The sequence below is a fragment of the Rossellomorea aquimaris genome (assembly GCF_020171925.1).
Taxonomy (GTDB): Bacteria; Bacillota; Bacilli; order Bacillales; family Bacillaceae_B; genus Rossellomorea; species Rossellomorea aquimaris_F.
This window is the reverse complement of sequence record NZ_JAIVAR010000005.1, coordinates 1-15711: the sequence shown is the minus strand read 5'-3', so window position 1 is coordinate 15711 and position 15711 is coordinate 1. Positions and strand designations below refer to the sequence as shown.

General features: G+C 45.5%; 13 protein-coding genes. 7 read left to right on the top strand and 6 right to left on the bottom strand.

Going from position 1 to position 15711, the window contains the following annotated elements:
• Positions 1-21: 21 nt before the first annotated feature.
• The 3 genes from addB to LCM10_RS15565 all read left to right on the top strand — a co-directional run bounded on the left by addB (position 22) and on the right by LCM10_RS15565 (position 7669).
• Positions 22-3501, top strand: coding sequence for a helicase-exonuclease AddAB subunit AddB (addB, locus tag LCM10_RS15575; protein WP_224877222.1), 3480 nt, complete (start codon positions 22-24; stop codon positions 3499-3501).
• Positions 3494-7264 (top strand): helicase-exonuclease AddAB subunit AddA, encoded by a 3771-nt coding sequence (addA, locus tag LCM10_RS15570; RefSeq protein WP_224877221.1) that lies wholly within the window; start codon positions 3494-3496, stop codon positions 7262-7264. The genes addB and addA overlap by 8 nt, the downstream gene beginning before the upstream one ends.
• Positions 7265-7366: 102 nt before the next feature.
• On the top strand, positions 7367-7669 hold the full coding sequence (locus LCM10_RS15565) for an HNH endonuclease (protein ID WP_224877220.1): 303 nt from the start codon (positions 7367-7369) through the stop codon (positions 7667-7669).
• A gap of 98 nt (positions 7670-7767) precedes the next feature.
• Here LCM10_RS15565 and LCM10_RS15560 read toward each other — a convergent pair whose 3' ends face one another.
• The 6 genes from LCM10_RS15560 to LCM10_RS15535 form a co-directional block, all read right to left on the bottom strand.
• Entirely contained in the window at positions 7768-7986 is a 219-nt protein-coding gene (locus LCM10_RS15560; protein ID WP_224877219.1) for a spore germination protein, read from the bottom strand.
• Positions 7987-8063: 77 nt separating this feature from the next.
• Positions 8064-8522: a spore germination protein GerPE gene (locus LCM10_RS15555; protein WP_224877218.1), complete on the bottom strand. Its 459-nt coding sequence runs from the start codon at positions 8520-8522 to the stop codon at positions 8064-8066.
• Between the two features lie 5 nt (positions 8523-8527).
• Complete coding sequence (locus tag LCM10_RS15550; protein ID WP_224877390.1) at positions 8528-8707, bottom strand: spore gernimation protein GerPD; 180 nt, start codon at positions 8705-8707, stop codon at positions 8528-8530.
• A complete protein-coding gene (gerPC, locus tag LCM10_RS15545) occupies positions 8688-9311 on the bottom strand; it encodes a spore germination protein GerPC (protein WP_224877217.1) in 624 nt (207 codons plus the stop codon). Before gerPC ends, LCM10_RS15550 begins: the two co-directional genes overlap by 20 nt.
• A gap of 27 nt (positions 9312-9338) precedes the next feature.
• Positions 9339-9572, bottom strand: a complete 234-nt coding sequence (locus tag LCM10_RS15540) for a spore germination protein GerPB (protein WP_224877389.1) — start codon at positions 9570-9572, stop codon at positions 9339-9341.
• A 12-nt stretch (positions 9573-9584) separates the two neighbouring features.
• Positions 9585-9806, bottom strand: coding sequence for a spore germination protein (locus tag LCM10_RS15535; protein ID WP_224877216.1), 222 nt, complete (start codon positions 9804-9806; stop codon positions 9585-9587).
• Between the two features lie 125 nt (positions 9807-9931).
• Here LCM10_RS15535 and LCM10_RS15530 point away from each other — a divergent pair, with 125 nt between their 5' ends.
• From LCM10_RS15530 to LCM10_RS15515, 4 genes are all read left to right on the top strand, one after another.
• Positions 9932-11116: a DUF418 domain-containing protein gene (locus LCM10_RS15530; RefSeq protein WP_224877215.1), complete on the top strand. Its 1185-nt coding sequence runs from the start codon at positions 9932-9934 to the stop codon at positions 11114-11116.
• A 39-nt stretch (positions 11117-11155) separates the two neighbouring features.
• Complete coding sequence (locus tag LCM10_RS15525) at positions 11156-12049, top strand: fumarylacetoacetate hydrolase family protein (protein WP_224877214.1); 894 nt, start codon at positions 11156-11158, stop codon at positions 12047-12049.
• A 77-nt stretch (positions 12050-12126) separates the two neighbouring features.
• The gene (locus LCM10_RS15520) at positions 12127-12495 is read left to right on the top strand and encodes a YisL family protein (protein WP_224877213.1); all 369 of its coding nucleotides are present in this window, start codon (positions 12127-12129) and stop codon (positions 12493-12495) included.
• Between the two features lie 157 nt (positions 12496-12652).
• Positions 12653-15562 (top strand): EAL domain-containing protein, encoded by a 2910-nt coding sequence (locus LCM10_RS15515; protein ID WP_224877212.1) that lies wholly within the window; start codon positions 12653-12655, stop codon positions 15560-15562.
• Positions 15563-15711 lie beyond the last annotated feature (149 nt).

Here is a 15711-nt window from a genome sequence, read left to right as displayed (position 1 = left end):
GATGTAAAAAGGAGTGAGATGATGGCTGTTAGATTCATGCTTGGCCGGGCAGGAACAGGTAAAAGCTACGGTATGCTGGCTGAAATAAAAGAAAAGCTTTCTGAAAATCCGAACGGCGACCCGATCATTTACCTTGTGCCCGATCAGATGTCATTCATATCGGAGTATGAATTAGTGAATACTCCTGGGTTGAATGGGATGATCCGTGCCCAGGTATTCAGCTTTACGAGGTTGGCTTGGAAAGTCCTCCAGGAAACAGGTGGAATGAGCCGTTATCATTTATCGAATGTCGGCCTGAATATGATGATCCGTAAAATCATCGAAGAAAATAAAGAACAATTGCGTATATTCACCAAGGCTTCGGATAAACCAGGATTCATCGACCATGTGGAGGCAATGTTGACTGAGTTCAAAAGATACTGCATAGCACCTTCCGAATTGGGTGGATTGGATCAGGAAGAGGGACAATCGAAGGCATTGAAGGATAAGCTTCATGATCTTGAACTCATATACGGTAAATTCGAAGAAAGGCTGTTTGGGAAATACATAGATTCTGAAGATTACTTTCAACTTCTGGCAGATAACATTAAAAAATCCGAGCTCTTGAAGGATGCCGAGATCTATATCGATGGATTCCACAGTTTTACTCCTCAGGAATATTCCATCATTGAACAACTCATTGTTCACTGCAGGAAGGTGTCCATCGCCTTGACCACGGACCCGGATCAGCAAATGGGGACCATGGATGAACTGAGCCTGTTCAGGATGACGAATGAAACGCATGAAACGCTGAAGGAAATTTGCCGTAACGGAAATAGGGCGGTCGAGGAGGTAGTGTTCGTCAAACCGCTGAGATATAAAAGTGGCCCGATCACTCATATGGAAAGATACTTTGAAGAGCGTCCGGCCGTTCCGTATAAAGGCGAAGGATCCATTGAATTCCTCGAAGCGGCCAACCGGCGTGCCGAAGTAGAAGGGATCGCCAGGGAAATCAGGCAATTGGCACGGCTTGACGGATACAGGTATAAGGATATAGCGGTGCTTGTCCGCAATAATCAAGATTACAGGGACAAAATCGAAACGATCTTCCAAGATTACGAGATCCCGTTTTTCCTTGATCAAAAGAGGACGATGTTGAATCATCCTTTGATTGAATTGATTCGATCGACGCTTGAAATCATGAACTCCAACTGGAGATATGAGCCGGTGTTCAGGGCGGTGAAAACAGACATGCTCTTCCCGGTTGATAAAGATCCCACCGAATTGAGGGAGCAGATGGACAGGTTGGAAAACTATGTGCTTGCATACGGTATTCAAGGGGATCGCTGGACGAATAAAGATCGGTGGAAATATCGCCGCTTCAGGGGACTGGAACATGTCGATGCCCCGCAGACAGATCGGGAAAAAGAACTGGAACACGAAATAAATGAGCTGAGGCTCTTTATTTCAGCACCGATTGTCCGCTTGGGCAAACGTTTTAAAAAACAAAAGACGGGAAGGGGATTCTGCGAAACGCTCTATCAATATCTGGAAGAATTGGATATACCGGCTAAACTTGAACGGTTGAGGATACAGGCCGAAGACCGCGGAGACCTAGTTGCAGCGAGGGAGCATGATCAGGCATGGAGTGCCGTCATCGACTTGCTGGATCAATATGTCGAGATGCTAGGAGATGAAGAGACGACAGTGAAGAAATTCACTTCCGTACTGGATGCCGGGATGGAGTCAATGAAATTCTCACTCGTTCCCCCCGCAATCGATCAGGTCATCATAGCCGACCTGGAGAAATCCAGGCTTGCTGATATCAAAGCTGCGTTTATCATCGGGGTCAACGATGGAGTCATCCCCGCAAAGATGACAGAGGAAGGTGTTCTTTCGGACGATGACAGGGAAACCTTGCTCCAGCAGGGCTTCAAAATCGCCCCGACGAACAGGACGAAGCTCCTGGATGAAGAATTTGTTGCGTATAAAGCCTTCACTACTTCGAGTGAAAAGCTAGTCATAAGCTATCCGATTGCAAATGATGAAGGAAAAGCACTGCTTCCGTCATCCTATATTAAAAGATTCAAGGAGATGTATCCGGACGCACGCACGAAGCTATTATTCAACGAACCGTCGGAACTTCCTGAAATGGATCAGCTCCACTATATCAGTCACCCGAATGTGTCGATCTCCCACCTTACTTCGCAGCTTCAGTTGAAGAAGAGGGGCTATCCGATCCATGATTTCTGGTGGGACGTTTACAATTTCTATGCAGCATCACCACAATGGAAGTGGCAGGCTCAGCATATTTTGTCCAGCTTATTCTATCGAAACGAAGCACATGCTCTCTCAGAAGAAACGAGTAAAGATCTTTATGGAGATCACATCCTCGCAAGTGTCTCAAGGATGGAACTGTTCAATAGCTGCCCATTCTCCCACTTTGCCAGTCACGGTTTGAAGCTGCGGGAAAGGGAATTATTCAAACTGGAGGCACCCGATATCGGGGAGATGTTCCACTCGGCATTGAAATGGATTTCAGAGGAAGTCGAGCGACATGGTTTGACCTGGGCCGGACTAACAAAGGCACAGTGCATGCAGTTGGCGAAAGATGCCGTGGCCATGCTTGCCCCTAAGCTTCAACATCAGATCTTGTTAAGCTCGAACCGCCTTTATTATATCGCGCGTAAGCTTGAGCATATCATCAGCCGTGCCAGTCTGATTTTAAGTGAACATGCAAAAGCGAGCGGATTTGTTCCAGTCGGAGTGGAACTCGGCTTCGGACCGCAGGCCGATCTTCCACCGTTCCAATTCCAACTGAAAAGCGGTGCGAAAATGGAGCTGCAGGGAAGAATCGACAGGGTTGATAAGGCGGAAGATGAGAATGGGGTATATCTGCGCATCGTCGATTATAAATCCAGCGCCAGGGACCTTGATATGACAGAAGTGTATTATGGGCTGGCGCTGCAGATGCTGACGTATCTCGACATCGTCCTATCTCACTCCAAACAGTTCGTCGGCAAAGAAGCCCAGCCGGCTGGGGTCCTGTATTTCCATGTCCACAATCCACTGATCAACAGTAAAAAGATCTTGACCCTCGATCAAATCGAGAAAGAAATCTTAAAGAGTTTTAAAATGAAAGGTCTCGTACTGGGTGATACGGACATCGTCCGTCTGATGGATCAGACGCTGGATACAGGTAATTCAGATATCATTTCAGCGGGGATCAAAAAAGACGGGAGCTTGTCATCGAGGTCGAAGGCGGCTTCCAAGGAAGATTTCCAATACATGAGGCAGCACGTGAGGAAACTGTATGAAAAGGCGGGCAACCGGATCGTATCTGGCGCGACCGAGATTACACCATATAAATTAAAAGACAGGACTCCCTGTCAGTTCTGCTCTTACAAGTCTGTTTGTCAATTCGATCAGTCCCTTGAGGAGAATGAATATAGAGTACTGCCTACTGCGAAACCGGACGATCTGCTTGCAAAGATAAGAGAGGAGGTTGAGGGAAATGAATAACTATTCCATACCTGAAAGACCTTTGGATGTGACTTGGACGGATGATCAATGGAAAGCCATCTGGGCAAAGGGTCAGGACATCCTTGTAGCGGCTGCTGCGGGATCGGGTAAAACAGCTGTACTCGTAGAAAGGATCATACAGCGCATCCTCTCTGAGGAAGATCGCCTGGATGTGGATGAACTACTCGTCGTTACCTTTACGAATGCCTCCGCAGCTGAAATGAGACATCGTATCGGACAGGCGATCGAGAAGGCCATTGATGAAGACCCCCATTCCACCCATCTGCGAAAGCAGCTCAGCCTATTGAATCGGGCATCAATTTCGACGCTTCATTCTTTCTGTCTGGAAGTGATACGTAAATATTATTATTTGATCGATATCGATCCCGGGTTCCGGATTGCTGATGATACGGAAGGTGATTTGATCAGGGATGAGGTACTTGAAGAGTTACTTGAAGAAGAATACGGGAAAAAGGACCATACAGACTTCTTCAGGCTGGTAGATACGTTCTCAAACGACCGTAGCGATGGAGCTTTACAGGAAATGATCAGGAAGCTATATGATTTCTCCCGCTCACATCCGGATCCGGATGAATGGCTTCGGGAATTATCTTCGATGTATAGCATTGATGAAGACACGATGATCGATGATCTGCCGTTGATCGGTACGCTTAAGATGGATATCCGTCTTCAGCTGGACGGCGCAAAGAAGCTGTTGGAGAGGGCAATGGATATGACGAAGTTGCCCGGCGGTCCAGCTCCTAGAGCCGTGAATTTCCTGGATGATCTTTCACTGGTGAATGAACTGATCGACGCTCAAGGGATTTCGTGGAACACCCTTTATGACAAGATGCAGAATCTAACATTCACGAAATTGAAACCATGCCGTGGTGATGAATTCGATAAGGATCTGGTTGACGAAGCCAAAAAGCTTCGTGATCAGGCAAAGAAGATGCTAGAGAAGCTTCAGGAGGAATTTTTTCTCCGGAGACCCCAATCCTTTTTGACCGATATGTTAAGTATGAAAGAGGTCATTCGCACTCTTTCTGAACTTGTCATTGAATTCGGGCACCGATTCAAAAAGGTGAAAGAGGAAAAAGGGCTTGTGGATTTTGCAGACCTGGAGCATTTCTGTCTTGAAATCCTGAAAGAGAAGGGAAGTGATGGGGCACTAACACCATCGGATGCGGCCCTTCAATATAAGGATAAATTTAAAGAGGTCCTGGTTGATGAATATCAGGACACGAATATGGTTCAGGAGTCGATACTACTCCTCATTACAGGCGAAGAAGAATCGACTGGCAACCGGTTCATGGTAGGCGATGTCAAACAGTCCATCTATCGATTCCGCTTGGCGGAACCGAACCTTTTCCTGGCGAAATATAATCGTTTTCTCCCGGAACCAGAAGAAAGTGGATTGAAAATTGACTTGTCACGGAACTTCAGGAGCCGAAAAGAGGTACTCGAAGGTACTAACTTCTTGTTCAAGCAGATTATGGGGACGGCTGTGGGGGAAATGGAGTACAACCGAGAAGCGGAATTGGTGAAAGGTGCTCCATACCCGGAAGAGAAGGAATATCCGATCGAGGTGGCCTTGATTGACCAGGAAACAGGTGAAAAAGCCGCCGCACCAGAAGAAGAACCTCTCTCCGTGTTCGATGAAGAGGATATCGAGAAGTCCGTTCTTGAAGCAAGATACATGGCGGGAAGAGTGAAAGCGATGATTGAAGGGGGGACCCCGGTTTACGATCCAAAAACAAAGACGGAAAGGCCGGTCCAATATAAGGATATCGTCATTCTGCTCCGTTCGATGCCGTGGGCTTCTGAGATCATGGAAGAGTTCAAGCGACAGGGGATTCCGATCTATGCAAACTTATCAACGGGATACTTTGAAGCGACCGAAGTTTCGATCATGCTGTCCCTGTTGAAAGTGATTGACAATCCTTATCAGGATATTGCGCTAGCTTCCGTTCTGCGTTCACCGATCGTGGGGCTTGATGAAGAAGGGCTGGCAAGTATCAGAATGCACTCAAGATCAGGTACCTATTATGAAGCGATGAAGAAATTCGCTTCGAAAAAACCGGAAAGGGCAAGTGAAGAGGAGGCATTCGAGAAGATCAAGCTATTCTCTTACCAGCTGGATCGCTGGAGGACGATCGCCCGTCAAGGATCGGTAACGGAATTGATCTGGCAGCTCTACAGGGACACCCGATTCTACGATTATGTCGGAGGTATGGCAGGGGGCAAACAACGGCAAGCGAATCTCCGTGCCCTCTATGACCGTGCCCGTCAATATGAAGAGACGACTTTCAGGGGACTGTTCCGTTTCCTGAGATTCATCGACAGGATGAGGGAACGCGGTGATGACCTCGGTGTAGCACGGGCGCTCAGCGAGCAGGAAGATGTTGTCCGGTTAATGACGATCCACTCCAGTAAAGGACTCGAGTTCCCAATCGTTTTCGTGGCAGGCACTTCTAAGCAATTCAACCTGATGGATTTGAATGCCTCTTATTTATTGGATAAGGATCTTGGCTTTGCAAGTAAATATACCGACCCTGAGAAGCGCATCAGTTACCCTTCCCTCCCTCAGCTTGCGTTCAAGAGAAAGAAGCGGATGGAAGCCATTTCTGAAGAAATGCGTGTACTATATGTTGCGTTGACACGTGCAAAGGAAAGGTTGTTCCTGGTCGGGACAGTCAAGGATCTGGAAAAATCGATAGAGAAATGGAAGGGTTCCATGAGTGAAAGCGGATGGTTGCTACCGGATTATGATCGTGCAGGTGCCAGCTCCTACCTTGATTGGATCGGGCCATCTCTTATCCGTCATCCCCACTGTAAAGAACTTCATGGAGGAGCCATTCAGCGACCGGAAGGGGATGAAGGGGTCCATGCCCACCCTTCTTGCTGGAACGTCACAAAAATCAATAAGGCCGAACTGATGGGTGAAGAGGACGTCGACCTTGAAGAAGGAGAAGATTGGGCGTCGCAAGTCGAGGAAGGGAAGGAAGTCAATCTGCAATCATCCCTGAAAGAGGACGTCGTCGGGCGCTTATCGTGGACGTATCCAAATATCCAGGCGACGAGGCTACGCTCGAAACAATCGGTCTCCGAACTGAAGAGAATGTATGAAATCCGGGATGAATCTTCAAGCGTCGAGCTGTTAAGGCGCCAACAGAAACCCGTCTATAATCGACCAGCATTCATGCAGTCCAAAGAGTTATCACCTGCCGAGAAAGGGACGGCCATGCACACCGTCATGCAGCATATTTCGTTCACGGATGGTAAGCCTTCCGAAGAAAGCGTAAAAACCCTTCTTGAGGATCTTGTGAGAAAGGAAATCCTTTCTGAGGAACAACGGCAATCGATTTCGATCACAAACATCGTCCGATTCTTTGATAGTGAACCGGGTATGAGGATCTTGAAGGCTGACAGAGTGCAAAGGGAAGTCCCGTTCAGTATGAGTGTACCTTTAAGGGAGCTATCTGAGTCAGGGGAGGAGCCTCCCGAAGAAACGGTTCTTGTCCAAGGGGTCATCGACTGTATCTTCAGGGATGAGTCAGGCATTGTCCTGCTTGATTATAAGACGGACGGCATTCATGACCGTTATAAAAAAGGTTTCGAGGAAGCGAAGGAAGTTCTCGAAACCCGATATAAAATCCAGATCGAGCTATATACAAAGGCACTGGAATCCATCTGGAAAGAAACCGTATCAGAAAAATACCTTTATTTCTTTGATGGAGGTCACCTGCTCGAAATAGACTGAACAAAACCGCTTCAAGATCTATCCGATCTTGAAGCGGTTTTTTTATTCCTTCCACAAGTGGGTAAGATACATAGTAAATATGATGATGAGGGCTGAATAATCATGAAGAATAAATCAATGGGGCGCTGTGAACTATGTGCGAGGGAACCGGTTCATACTACGATACACCATCTGACCCCTAAAGAAGTGGGGGGTACATTCCTGCCGACAGCGGAACTGTGCATCCCGTGTCACAAACAAATTCATTCGCTATATACGAATGAAGAGCTGGGGGTAAGGCTCAATACAATTGAAGAATTGAGGAAAGATGAGAAGATAAGTAAGTTTATCAAATGGATCCGCAAGCAGCCCCCTTCGAGATTGGTCAAGACCAAAAAGAGCAATGAACGGAAAAAGAAACGGTAGTGATGGTCAATTTGGAGTTAGGGTTAGTTACCTATGCAGGGCAAAGAGTGGAAAGAAAAAACAAGAAGCAAAAAGTCTTTGAATTGACTTTTTGCTTCTTAGTTATTTCCAGTGATTGGCTGATCTACGACGTTACAATCGAATGTGTTGGTGATACTGAAAACGTTATAACTCAATTGAAAGGGGCCAGTGTTGAATCCACCAGATCCGCCGAATGTTTTTGAAGCGGACTTCGGGGAGATGATGGCCGTATCTCCAAATTGAACATTTCCGCCACCTACATTAAGAATGGAAACAGGTCCAATAATCGCAGGCATAAAAAACATCCTTCTTTTTTTATCTATACTTCTAATCTATGTGACAAACGTTAGAGCGTTCATTCCTTTTCCATCGTTTAGTCCTCGAATTGAATGAATTCAACCGTTTCACCCTCTTCGACACCAGGGAATTCCATCTCCTGGATTGCTTCCATTTCCTCTTCGGTATACTCTGCTTCGCCCTCGAGTTGCCTGACGTTCTTGACCCTTGAATCCATGTAAACATTGCAGGTGTTCCCGATATGGACGATGGAGGAGAAGGCTGTTGCCCTGATTTTCAAGCAATTCACTTTGATGGGGGCTAGGTTTAAACGGTTCACCGTAACCCTCGGATTCGGCGGGGGAAGTTCGATGGGTTTATTGAATACATCTGAGTCGAACCTTCCTTCGCTGCTCAGGAAAAATTCTTTTTCACGCTGTACCGCGAACGCCTTCGTCGTTGAAAATATATTCTGAGAATCCCCAAGCTGATAGACTGAAGAGAAGGAAAGGGTGACCCCTGACAGTTCGTTCACAATCGAATATCGTTTTAACACGATGATTAACCTTTCGGTGTCAGTGGAACGAATGGACCGATCAACAGTGATTCGGGAGGGGTATCGAAGGCTGAAGCCAATTGAATCACGTCAGCATCCCCGACTAGTACCAGGGAGGCGCTGGCTACTCCCGCAATTTCTATGTTGCCGACAGATAATTCGCGATTAATCACTTGTAGATTCATCATTCTTCATCCCTTCCATATTTTCCGGCATTTGTGACATGAAAGAAAAGAGGGCGGACTGGATATCCTGCTTGATTTTCGAGATGATTTTTTCTGTCCATTCTTCGCCGGTCTGCTTTCCTTCAATAAACGGTATGTTTTGTACGTAGAAATCAATTCTCTGTGGCATTTGATTCATTAAATCCTGTTGGATCATCTGATGATAGGATGCATCAATCGAGCGCTGAAGCTGGAGTTCTTGGTCAGAAATCAATGACGGCAGGTCATTCTGGATATAGGAGCTGATATCTTTTGAAATTTTTTCTTTATAAGGGGTCAGGTCTTTTACCGCTTTTTTCTTACCATTCGGATCAACGGCAAAATCTTCAATTTCTTCTTTCAACCCGCCTGGATTCAATCCGATATTCAAGGTTCCGTCTAGAGATTCAACCTTTAATTGATCGAATTTATATTCAATTTTTTCCACATTGATTTTAGGTGATTCCTTCAATGTGGTCAGCTCCTCGGAAAGTGCGTTCACCTGTTTCTCAAGCGCCATCATTTTCTTATTAAGCGTTTCGATATATTGATAGATTTGCTGTGGGGTCAAGTAATATTGACTCATCCTAACACCTCTTTCTGTTGCAGGTTTTTATAGGGGTCCTGGTGCTTGTAATGGTACAAGTGAGGTACTTGGTGCACCCTGTGATTCTGTCGTGCTTTTCTTCTGGGCTTCGGGGGCGGGTTCGGTATACCCTCCTGTATTATAGAGGTAGCTGTTCGTATTGATCTGACCGCAAGCACCAATCTGCAATACGGATGAATTTGTCATTCCCCCGATTTTGATAAATCGAATTTGAATGGTTTGTTGAAGGTAATAATTCACCATGCATCACCCTCATAGATTGAAGTTTATACCTTGGTCCATGACTTCATCATCCACTGTATATGTCAATGAGCTTTCATTGTAAACTGAAATTCCTTTTCCGGTGATGAAAGAACCTGCACCAGCAAAGGTTTTAGCTGTAGAGATGGGGTTGATGGTGAATACATCCCCAATGTGGAAAACCCCACTGGAACCGACACTTACGACCTGCGCTATTCCGACGATTGCGGGCATCTCGACTCACACCTTTAAGACTAAGATAATTATTGTTAGTGTATGTGGAAAGGCGGAAAGTGATAATCGCCTATCAGGTGTAAGTCGTGTACAATAAGAGAATACTAGTCATTGGAGGATGAACCATGAACGCGTTATCGCCTATTGAAGAATCAGAGCGCATCGTCAGTCTTGATGTAATCAGGGGTTTTTCATTGCTCGGAATCTTTCTCATCAACATGATCTCCTTTCATTCCCCTTTCCTTTATATGGATCCCTATTCCTGGTGGAAGGTGCCTGAGGATCGAACTCTATATCCTTGGGTCGATGTACTGGTACAAGCGAGCTTCTATCCCTTGTTCGCCATGTTATTTGGGTATGGCCTTTCGATCCAACAGAGCCGGGCTGCCATGAGAGGGAAGCCTTTTTATCCTTTCGCAGTGAGGAGACTTATCGTATTACTGGGGATCGGCTGTGTCCATGCTTTCCTGGTATGGTCAGGTGACATCCTTATCAATTATGCGGTTTTCGGGCTGTTACTATTACTATTCATGAATCTGTCAGGAAAGATGTTACTCATGATGGGCAGCTTGCTTTTGTTACTGCCCCAGCTGTTTTTTAGTATTTTATTAGTTTTGATGACCTATGCAGATCCCGCAGGCGTCACTCATTATACGGATATCGGTGCAATCCAGGATTCCGTCGCCTCGTATTCATCTGGCAGCTTCTCTGACATCATGTCTCAGCGTTTTCAGGATTGGTACTTGGTGAATTCACCAGGCAACCTTGTGTTTCTGTTGCTTTCCATCCTTCCGGTCATGATGATCGGAGCGGGGGCAGGGAAATTGAAGCTTCTTGAAAAGGTGACCGCACATAAGAAAAGATGGGGTATCCTCGGTGCAGGCTTGTTGATTTCAAGTATCGGAATCAAGATGCTTCCGCTGCTGATTGAAACGAATATGGCTTATTCCTACATACAGGATTTCTTAGGTGGTCCTTTCTTATCAGTATCTTATGCAATTATCCTTGCATTATTATTAGAGAATAAAAAATTGAAGAAATGGAGCAAGCCCCTTGCATCTGCAGGCAGAATGTCAATGACCAATTACCTTTTACAGTCGATCATTGGAACGTTGATTTTCTATTCTTATGGTCTTGGATTGTACGGGGAAGTCACATTGACGACGGGGACCTTCCTTGCCATGGGAATCTTTATCATCCAGGTGATCTTCTCTGAAATCTGGCTTTCGTCATTCAAGCAAGGGCCTGTTGAGAGACTTTGGCGTACCCTTACCTATGGGAAGCAATCAAAGAGGCAAGCTGGAATGTAGTAGGGTACCATTCTTATAAAGTAAAGGAGATGGAAAAGGATGAAGTTGTGCAGTTTTGAAGTGGAAGGAAAAGAATCATATGGGATCGTTGATGGTGACAGGGTAATTGATCTGCTCCCACTATCATCTTATTATAATGCTGCACTGCCTTTAAGGGTCCTGGATGGAATCGCAAAAGGTGAAGAGTTCTTACAGCAAATTTCCTCCCTTCTCCAGAGGGCGAAATCAGAGGGGGAATTAAGTGGACATACCCTCTCGATAGAAGAGATCAACTGGCTTCCACCAATGCCAGAGGTGAAGAGGAACATCATCTGTGTGGGCAAAAACTACCGTGAACATGCGATAGAAATGGGGAGCAGTGACGATATACCAGAACATATCATGATCTTCACCAAAGCAACCAACACGGTGGCGGGACATGGCCATACAGTCCCTTTGCACGAAGATGTAACGAGTCAACTGGATTACGAAGGGGAGTTGGCTGTCGTCATTGGGAAAAGAGGGATCAAAATCTCTCCTGACGATGCGATGGATCATGTATTTGGGTATACGATCGTTAATGACATAACCGCAAGGGATTTGCAGAAGAAACACGGTCAGTTCTTTATAGGTAAGAGCTTGGATTTCAGTTGTCCGATCGGTCCTTATATCGTCACAAAAAGTGAAGTGGCAGATCCCCACCAACTGACGATCACCACTTCGGTGAACGGGGAGGTACGCCAGTCCTCTAGTACAGGGTTGATGATTTTCAGGATTCCTGACATCATTTCCACCCTCTCACAAGGTATGACGCTCGAACCGGGAGATATTATCGCGACCGGAACGCCTGCCGGTGTCGGGAAAGGATTTACACCGCCCCGATATTTGAAAGCGGGGGACAGGATCGATATTGAAGTCGAGGGACTCGGAAATTTGACAAATCAGTTACAGTGAAGGCTTACATTTCTGTTGCCGGACCGTATGTGGTAATATAAATGAGCATGTATAAAACTAGCTCTGGGAGGTTCACAATGTTTGATAACACACACGCCCATATCACAACCTGGGTCATCGCGATTATTCTTTTCTTTGTAGCCGTAGGCTTACATAATGCCGGCAAAGCAAAAGGCATGAAAGTGGTTCATATGATCCTTCGTCTCTTCTATCTGCTGATCATCTTGACAGGAGCGTTATTATTCTGGAAACATCAGGGGATCGATCCTGCACTTTATGGGATTAAAGGATTGGTCGGTATCTGGGTGATCGGTATGTTTGAAATGCTGCTTGTCCGGATGAAAAAAGGGAAGGACACGAAAGTATTCTGGATGCTTCTTGCCCTTTCACTTATCATTGTTTTGTTCTTAGGTTTCAGATTACCGCTTGGAATCCACATTTTTTAAGAGGGGCCTGCATCGTGCAGGTTCTTTTTTTTAATCTTTTATCTATCTTTAAGTCAGTAGGTTGGACCACAACCATTAAACTAAAAAAATGAATATCCAAAATTGTCGATTTGTGGTATTTTTGTAGTAACATGTATTTATAGAGTAGGTGTGGACCATGATTACGTCTTTTCAATATATATACAAAGATCGAGATTCTCTTACCCGATTCATTCAGGAACATGACTTGGATCTATTTCCATCTCTCCTCATACAAGCCTTCGCAGGTCAATCTTCCATCCAATTCATTACTTCACTGCAAAAAGAGCTGAATGAATTACTTCCCAAGGCAACGCTTATCGGTTGCAGCTCTGTCAGTCAAATATTTGAGGGAAAGCTGAATGCAGACACCATCCTTTCGTTCACAGCATTTGAAAGGACTGAAGTGAAGGCTTTCCTGGTTGAGGAATCGGAAAAGAAGTATGCAGAGCGCTTATATGATGAATTGATTCGCTTCGATACAAAAGCCGTCATGCTCTTTGTCAGTCACCTTAAGCTTGACATTACGGGTCTATTAGATACGTTGGCACCAAAAAATGACGAATACAACATCGTAGGTGGGGTTTCTGCCGACCACCCCGACATGCGTCCATCTTATGTGTTTACAAATAGCAAGATATCGCGCAATGGATATGCGGGGGCTTCGCTGAATCATTCTGGTTTGCATGTGCAGACATATGCACTCGAGCATTGGCAGGAGGTAGGGCCGGCCTTTGAAATCACAAAGGCGAAGGGAAATATCATCTATGAGATAAGCGGGAAAAAGCCCCCTCAAACGTTGGAAAGGTATCTGGGAAGGGAATTCGTGAAAAATCTTCCTGACTCATCAATGGAGTTCCCGTTTCTTACGCGGCAGGAGGAAGGGAAGTCTGCTGTTTATGTCACGGATATCCTCTCGAATGGCGCCATCGAAGTGAGCCGGGAGATGCAACCGGGGGATAAGGTGAGCTTTGGTTTCATAAATGTACAGGATTTGGTTGATTCCACAACAAAGCAGTTAAATAAACTGAAGCGACGTCCAGTGGAGTCTCATTTTGTTTATAATTGTGTAGCGAGAAAAAGGAATTTAAAGGATTTCACCAACCAGGAGCTTGCCAAGCTGAATTCGATCGCAGCAGTAAATGGATTTTTCTCGTACGGTGAATTCGGTCATGATGCAAACAATAAGCCGAAGCTATTCGCACATTCCTTGACCTATTTGGGTATATCAGAAGAAGTCAGGGAGCCGTTGCAGGATTTCAAGTCCGACTTCCACTTGACCCATGAAGCCAATGCGATGATGTCGCTGACGAACCTGATCAATTCGGCATCAACCGACATTAAGGAACTTACCCAGAATATCGTTGTATCCGAAGAATATTATCGATCCCTTTTTGATAACAATACGGATTTTGTATATAGCACCGATTTGAAAGGGCGTTTCACGTCGTTGAACCCCTCATTCATCAAGACATTCGGCTTTACCGAGAAAGAATTGATCGGTAAAAACGCATTGCATTTCATCATGCAAAAGGATCGACAAAGGGTGAGGAGGCATTTCTATCGTGCGATGGATGGGAGGGAGCAGTACTACGATCTCCCGATTAGTACAAAGGATGGAAGAATCAATCATTTTCAAATAAAGAATATCCCCATCACGGTAAATGGACAATGTGTCGGCATATTCGGAATCGGTAAAGACGTCACCTTGCAACGGCAATCCGAAAAGAAAATCACCCAGCTCGCATATTTTGATGGCGATACAGATCTCCCCAATAAGCAGAAATTCCGGGATTTGATGGATGAGCATATAAACAGGGCCGATAAGAAGAAACGTGAATTAGCCGTCCTATTCATGGATATCGATCGTTTCAAGATCATCAATGATACATTGGGTCACAAAGCAGGGGATGTGCTCATAAAAGAGCTTGCAGAACGATTGAAAGCAACGCTCCCCAAGGGGGCGTATCTCGGCAGGTTCAGCGGGGATACATTTACTGTCCTTCTTTCTAAAAACGTGGATAAAGACAACATTTCTTCATTGACGGACGATATCTTAAAGACAATCAGGGAACCGTTCACTTATAAGGGGAAAGAGTTTTATATGACCGTCAGCATTGGCGTGGGAATCTATCCGAGAGACGGACAGGTTACCCAGGATGTCCTGCGTAATGCGGATGCAGCAATGAATTTTGCAAAATCAAGGGGCGGGAATAACACGGTTTATTTCTCCAGTGACATAAATGAAGAGACGGTCCGGAAAGTGGAAATGGAAGCGCATCTACGTAGAGCGATTGAGAAGGATGAGTTGTTCATCGCCTACCAACCGATCATTGAAATATCCAATGAAACCATCATTGGATGTGAAGCGCTGCTCAGATGGCAACACAAAGAAAAGGGGCTAATCCCTCCGGTGGAATTCATCCCATTGGCAGAAGAAACCGGCTTGATTCAAGAACTTGGGAAGTGGATCTTGAATGGTGCGTGTTTGCAACTAAAAGATTGGCTGGATCACAAGAGGGGGGATTTCTACATCTCTGTGAACGTATCGGCTAATCAATTCCAGCATCCGGCATTCCTCTCTGACGTGAAAGAAGCATTGGATCTTTCCGGTCTTCCCCCTAAGTATCTTTGTCTGGAACTGACGGAAACCATCATGCTTCATGATCCAGCTTTCTCGATCGGAGTGATGGAAGCCCTCTCGGAAATAGGGGTCAAACTTGCGATCGACGATTTTGGTACAGGGTACTCTTCACTCAGTTACTTGAAGCATTTGCCGATTGATATCCTGAAAGTGGATCGTTCCTTTATCCAGAATATGAAAGATCGATCCCCGGATGTGGCAATCGTCGAATCCGTCTCGATGATGGGGAGGGGACTCGGCCTCAAAGTGGTTGCCGAGGGAGTTGAAACACCTCATCAGCTAAAGTTGCTTAAGACGTTGGATTGTGACTATGCACAGGGCTACCTGATCGAAAAGCCAATGGAATGCAACAAAATGGAAGCTTTCTTGCAGAATCATCACTTAGTGACAGTTCAAGGCCAATAAGGGACTTTAAATAAAAAACGTGCTTTGCCGGGTACCGACCCCCGAAAGTTAGAGTGAAAAAACTAACTTTCGGGGGTGTTTTTTTGGCTAAATATAGTGATGAATTTAAAATGAAACTTGTCATCGAGTATTTATCTGGAAATCTAGGA

What these genes read in the sequence shown, in the direction of transcription:
- addB (WP_224877222.1), top strand. Translation starts at nt 22, where the DNA reads ATGGCTGTTAGATTCATGCTTGGCCGGGCAGGAACAGGTAAAAGCTAC.
- addA (WP_224877221.1), top strand. Translation starts at nt 3,494, where the DNA reads ATGAATAACTATTCCATACCTGAAAGACCTTTGGATGTGACTTGGACG.
- LCM10_RS15565 (WP_224877220.1), top strand. Translation starts at nt 7,367, where the DNA reads ATGAAGAATAAATCAATGGGGCGCTGTGAACTATGTGCGAGGGAACCG.
- LCM10_RS15560 (WP_224877219.1), bottom strand. Translation starts at nt 7,986, where the DNA reads ATGCCTGCGATTATTGGACCTGTTTCCATTCTTAATGTAGGTGGCGGA.
- LCM10_RS15550 (WP_224877390.1), bottom strand. Translation starts at nt 8,707, where the DNA reads ATGAATCTACAAGTGATTAATCGCGAATTATCTGTCGGCAACATAGAA.
- gerPC (WP_224877217.1), bottom strand. Translation starts at nt 9,311, where the DNA reads ATGAGTCAATATTACTTGACCCCACAGCAAATCTATCAATATATCGAA.
- LCM10_RS15535 (WP_224877216.1), bottom strand. Translation starts at nt 9,806, where the DNA reads ATGCCCGCAATCGTCGGAATAGCGCAGGTCGTAAGTGTCGGTTCCAGT.
- LCM10_RS15530 (WP_224877215.1), top strand. Translation starts at nt 9,932, where the DNA reads ATGAACGCGTTATCGCCTATTGAAGAATCAGAGCGCATCGTCAGTCTT.
- LCM10_RS15525 (WP_224877214.1), top strand. Translation starts at nt 11,156, where the DNA reads ATGAAGTTGTGCAGTTTTGAAGTGGAAGGAAAAGAATCATATGGGATC.
- LCM10_RS15520 (WP_224877213.1), top strand. Translation starts at nt 12,127, where the DNA reads ATGTTTGATAACACACACGCCCATATCACAACCTGGGTCATCGCGATT.
- LCM10_RS15515 (WP_224877212.1), top strand. Translation starts at nt 12,653, where the DNA reads ATGATTACGTCTTTTCAATATATATACAAAGATCGAGATTCTCTTACC.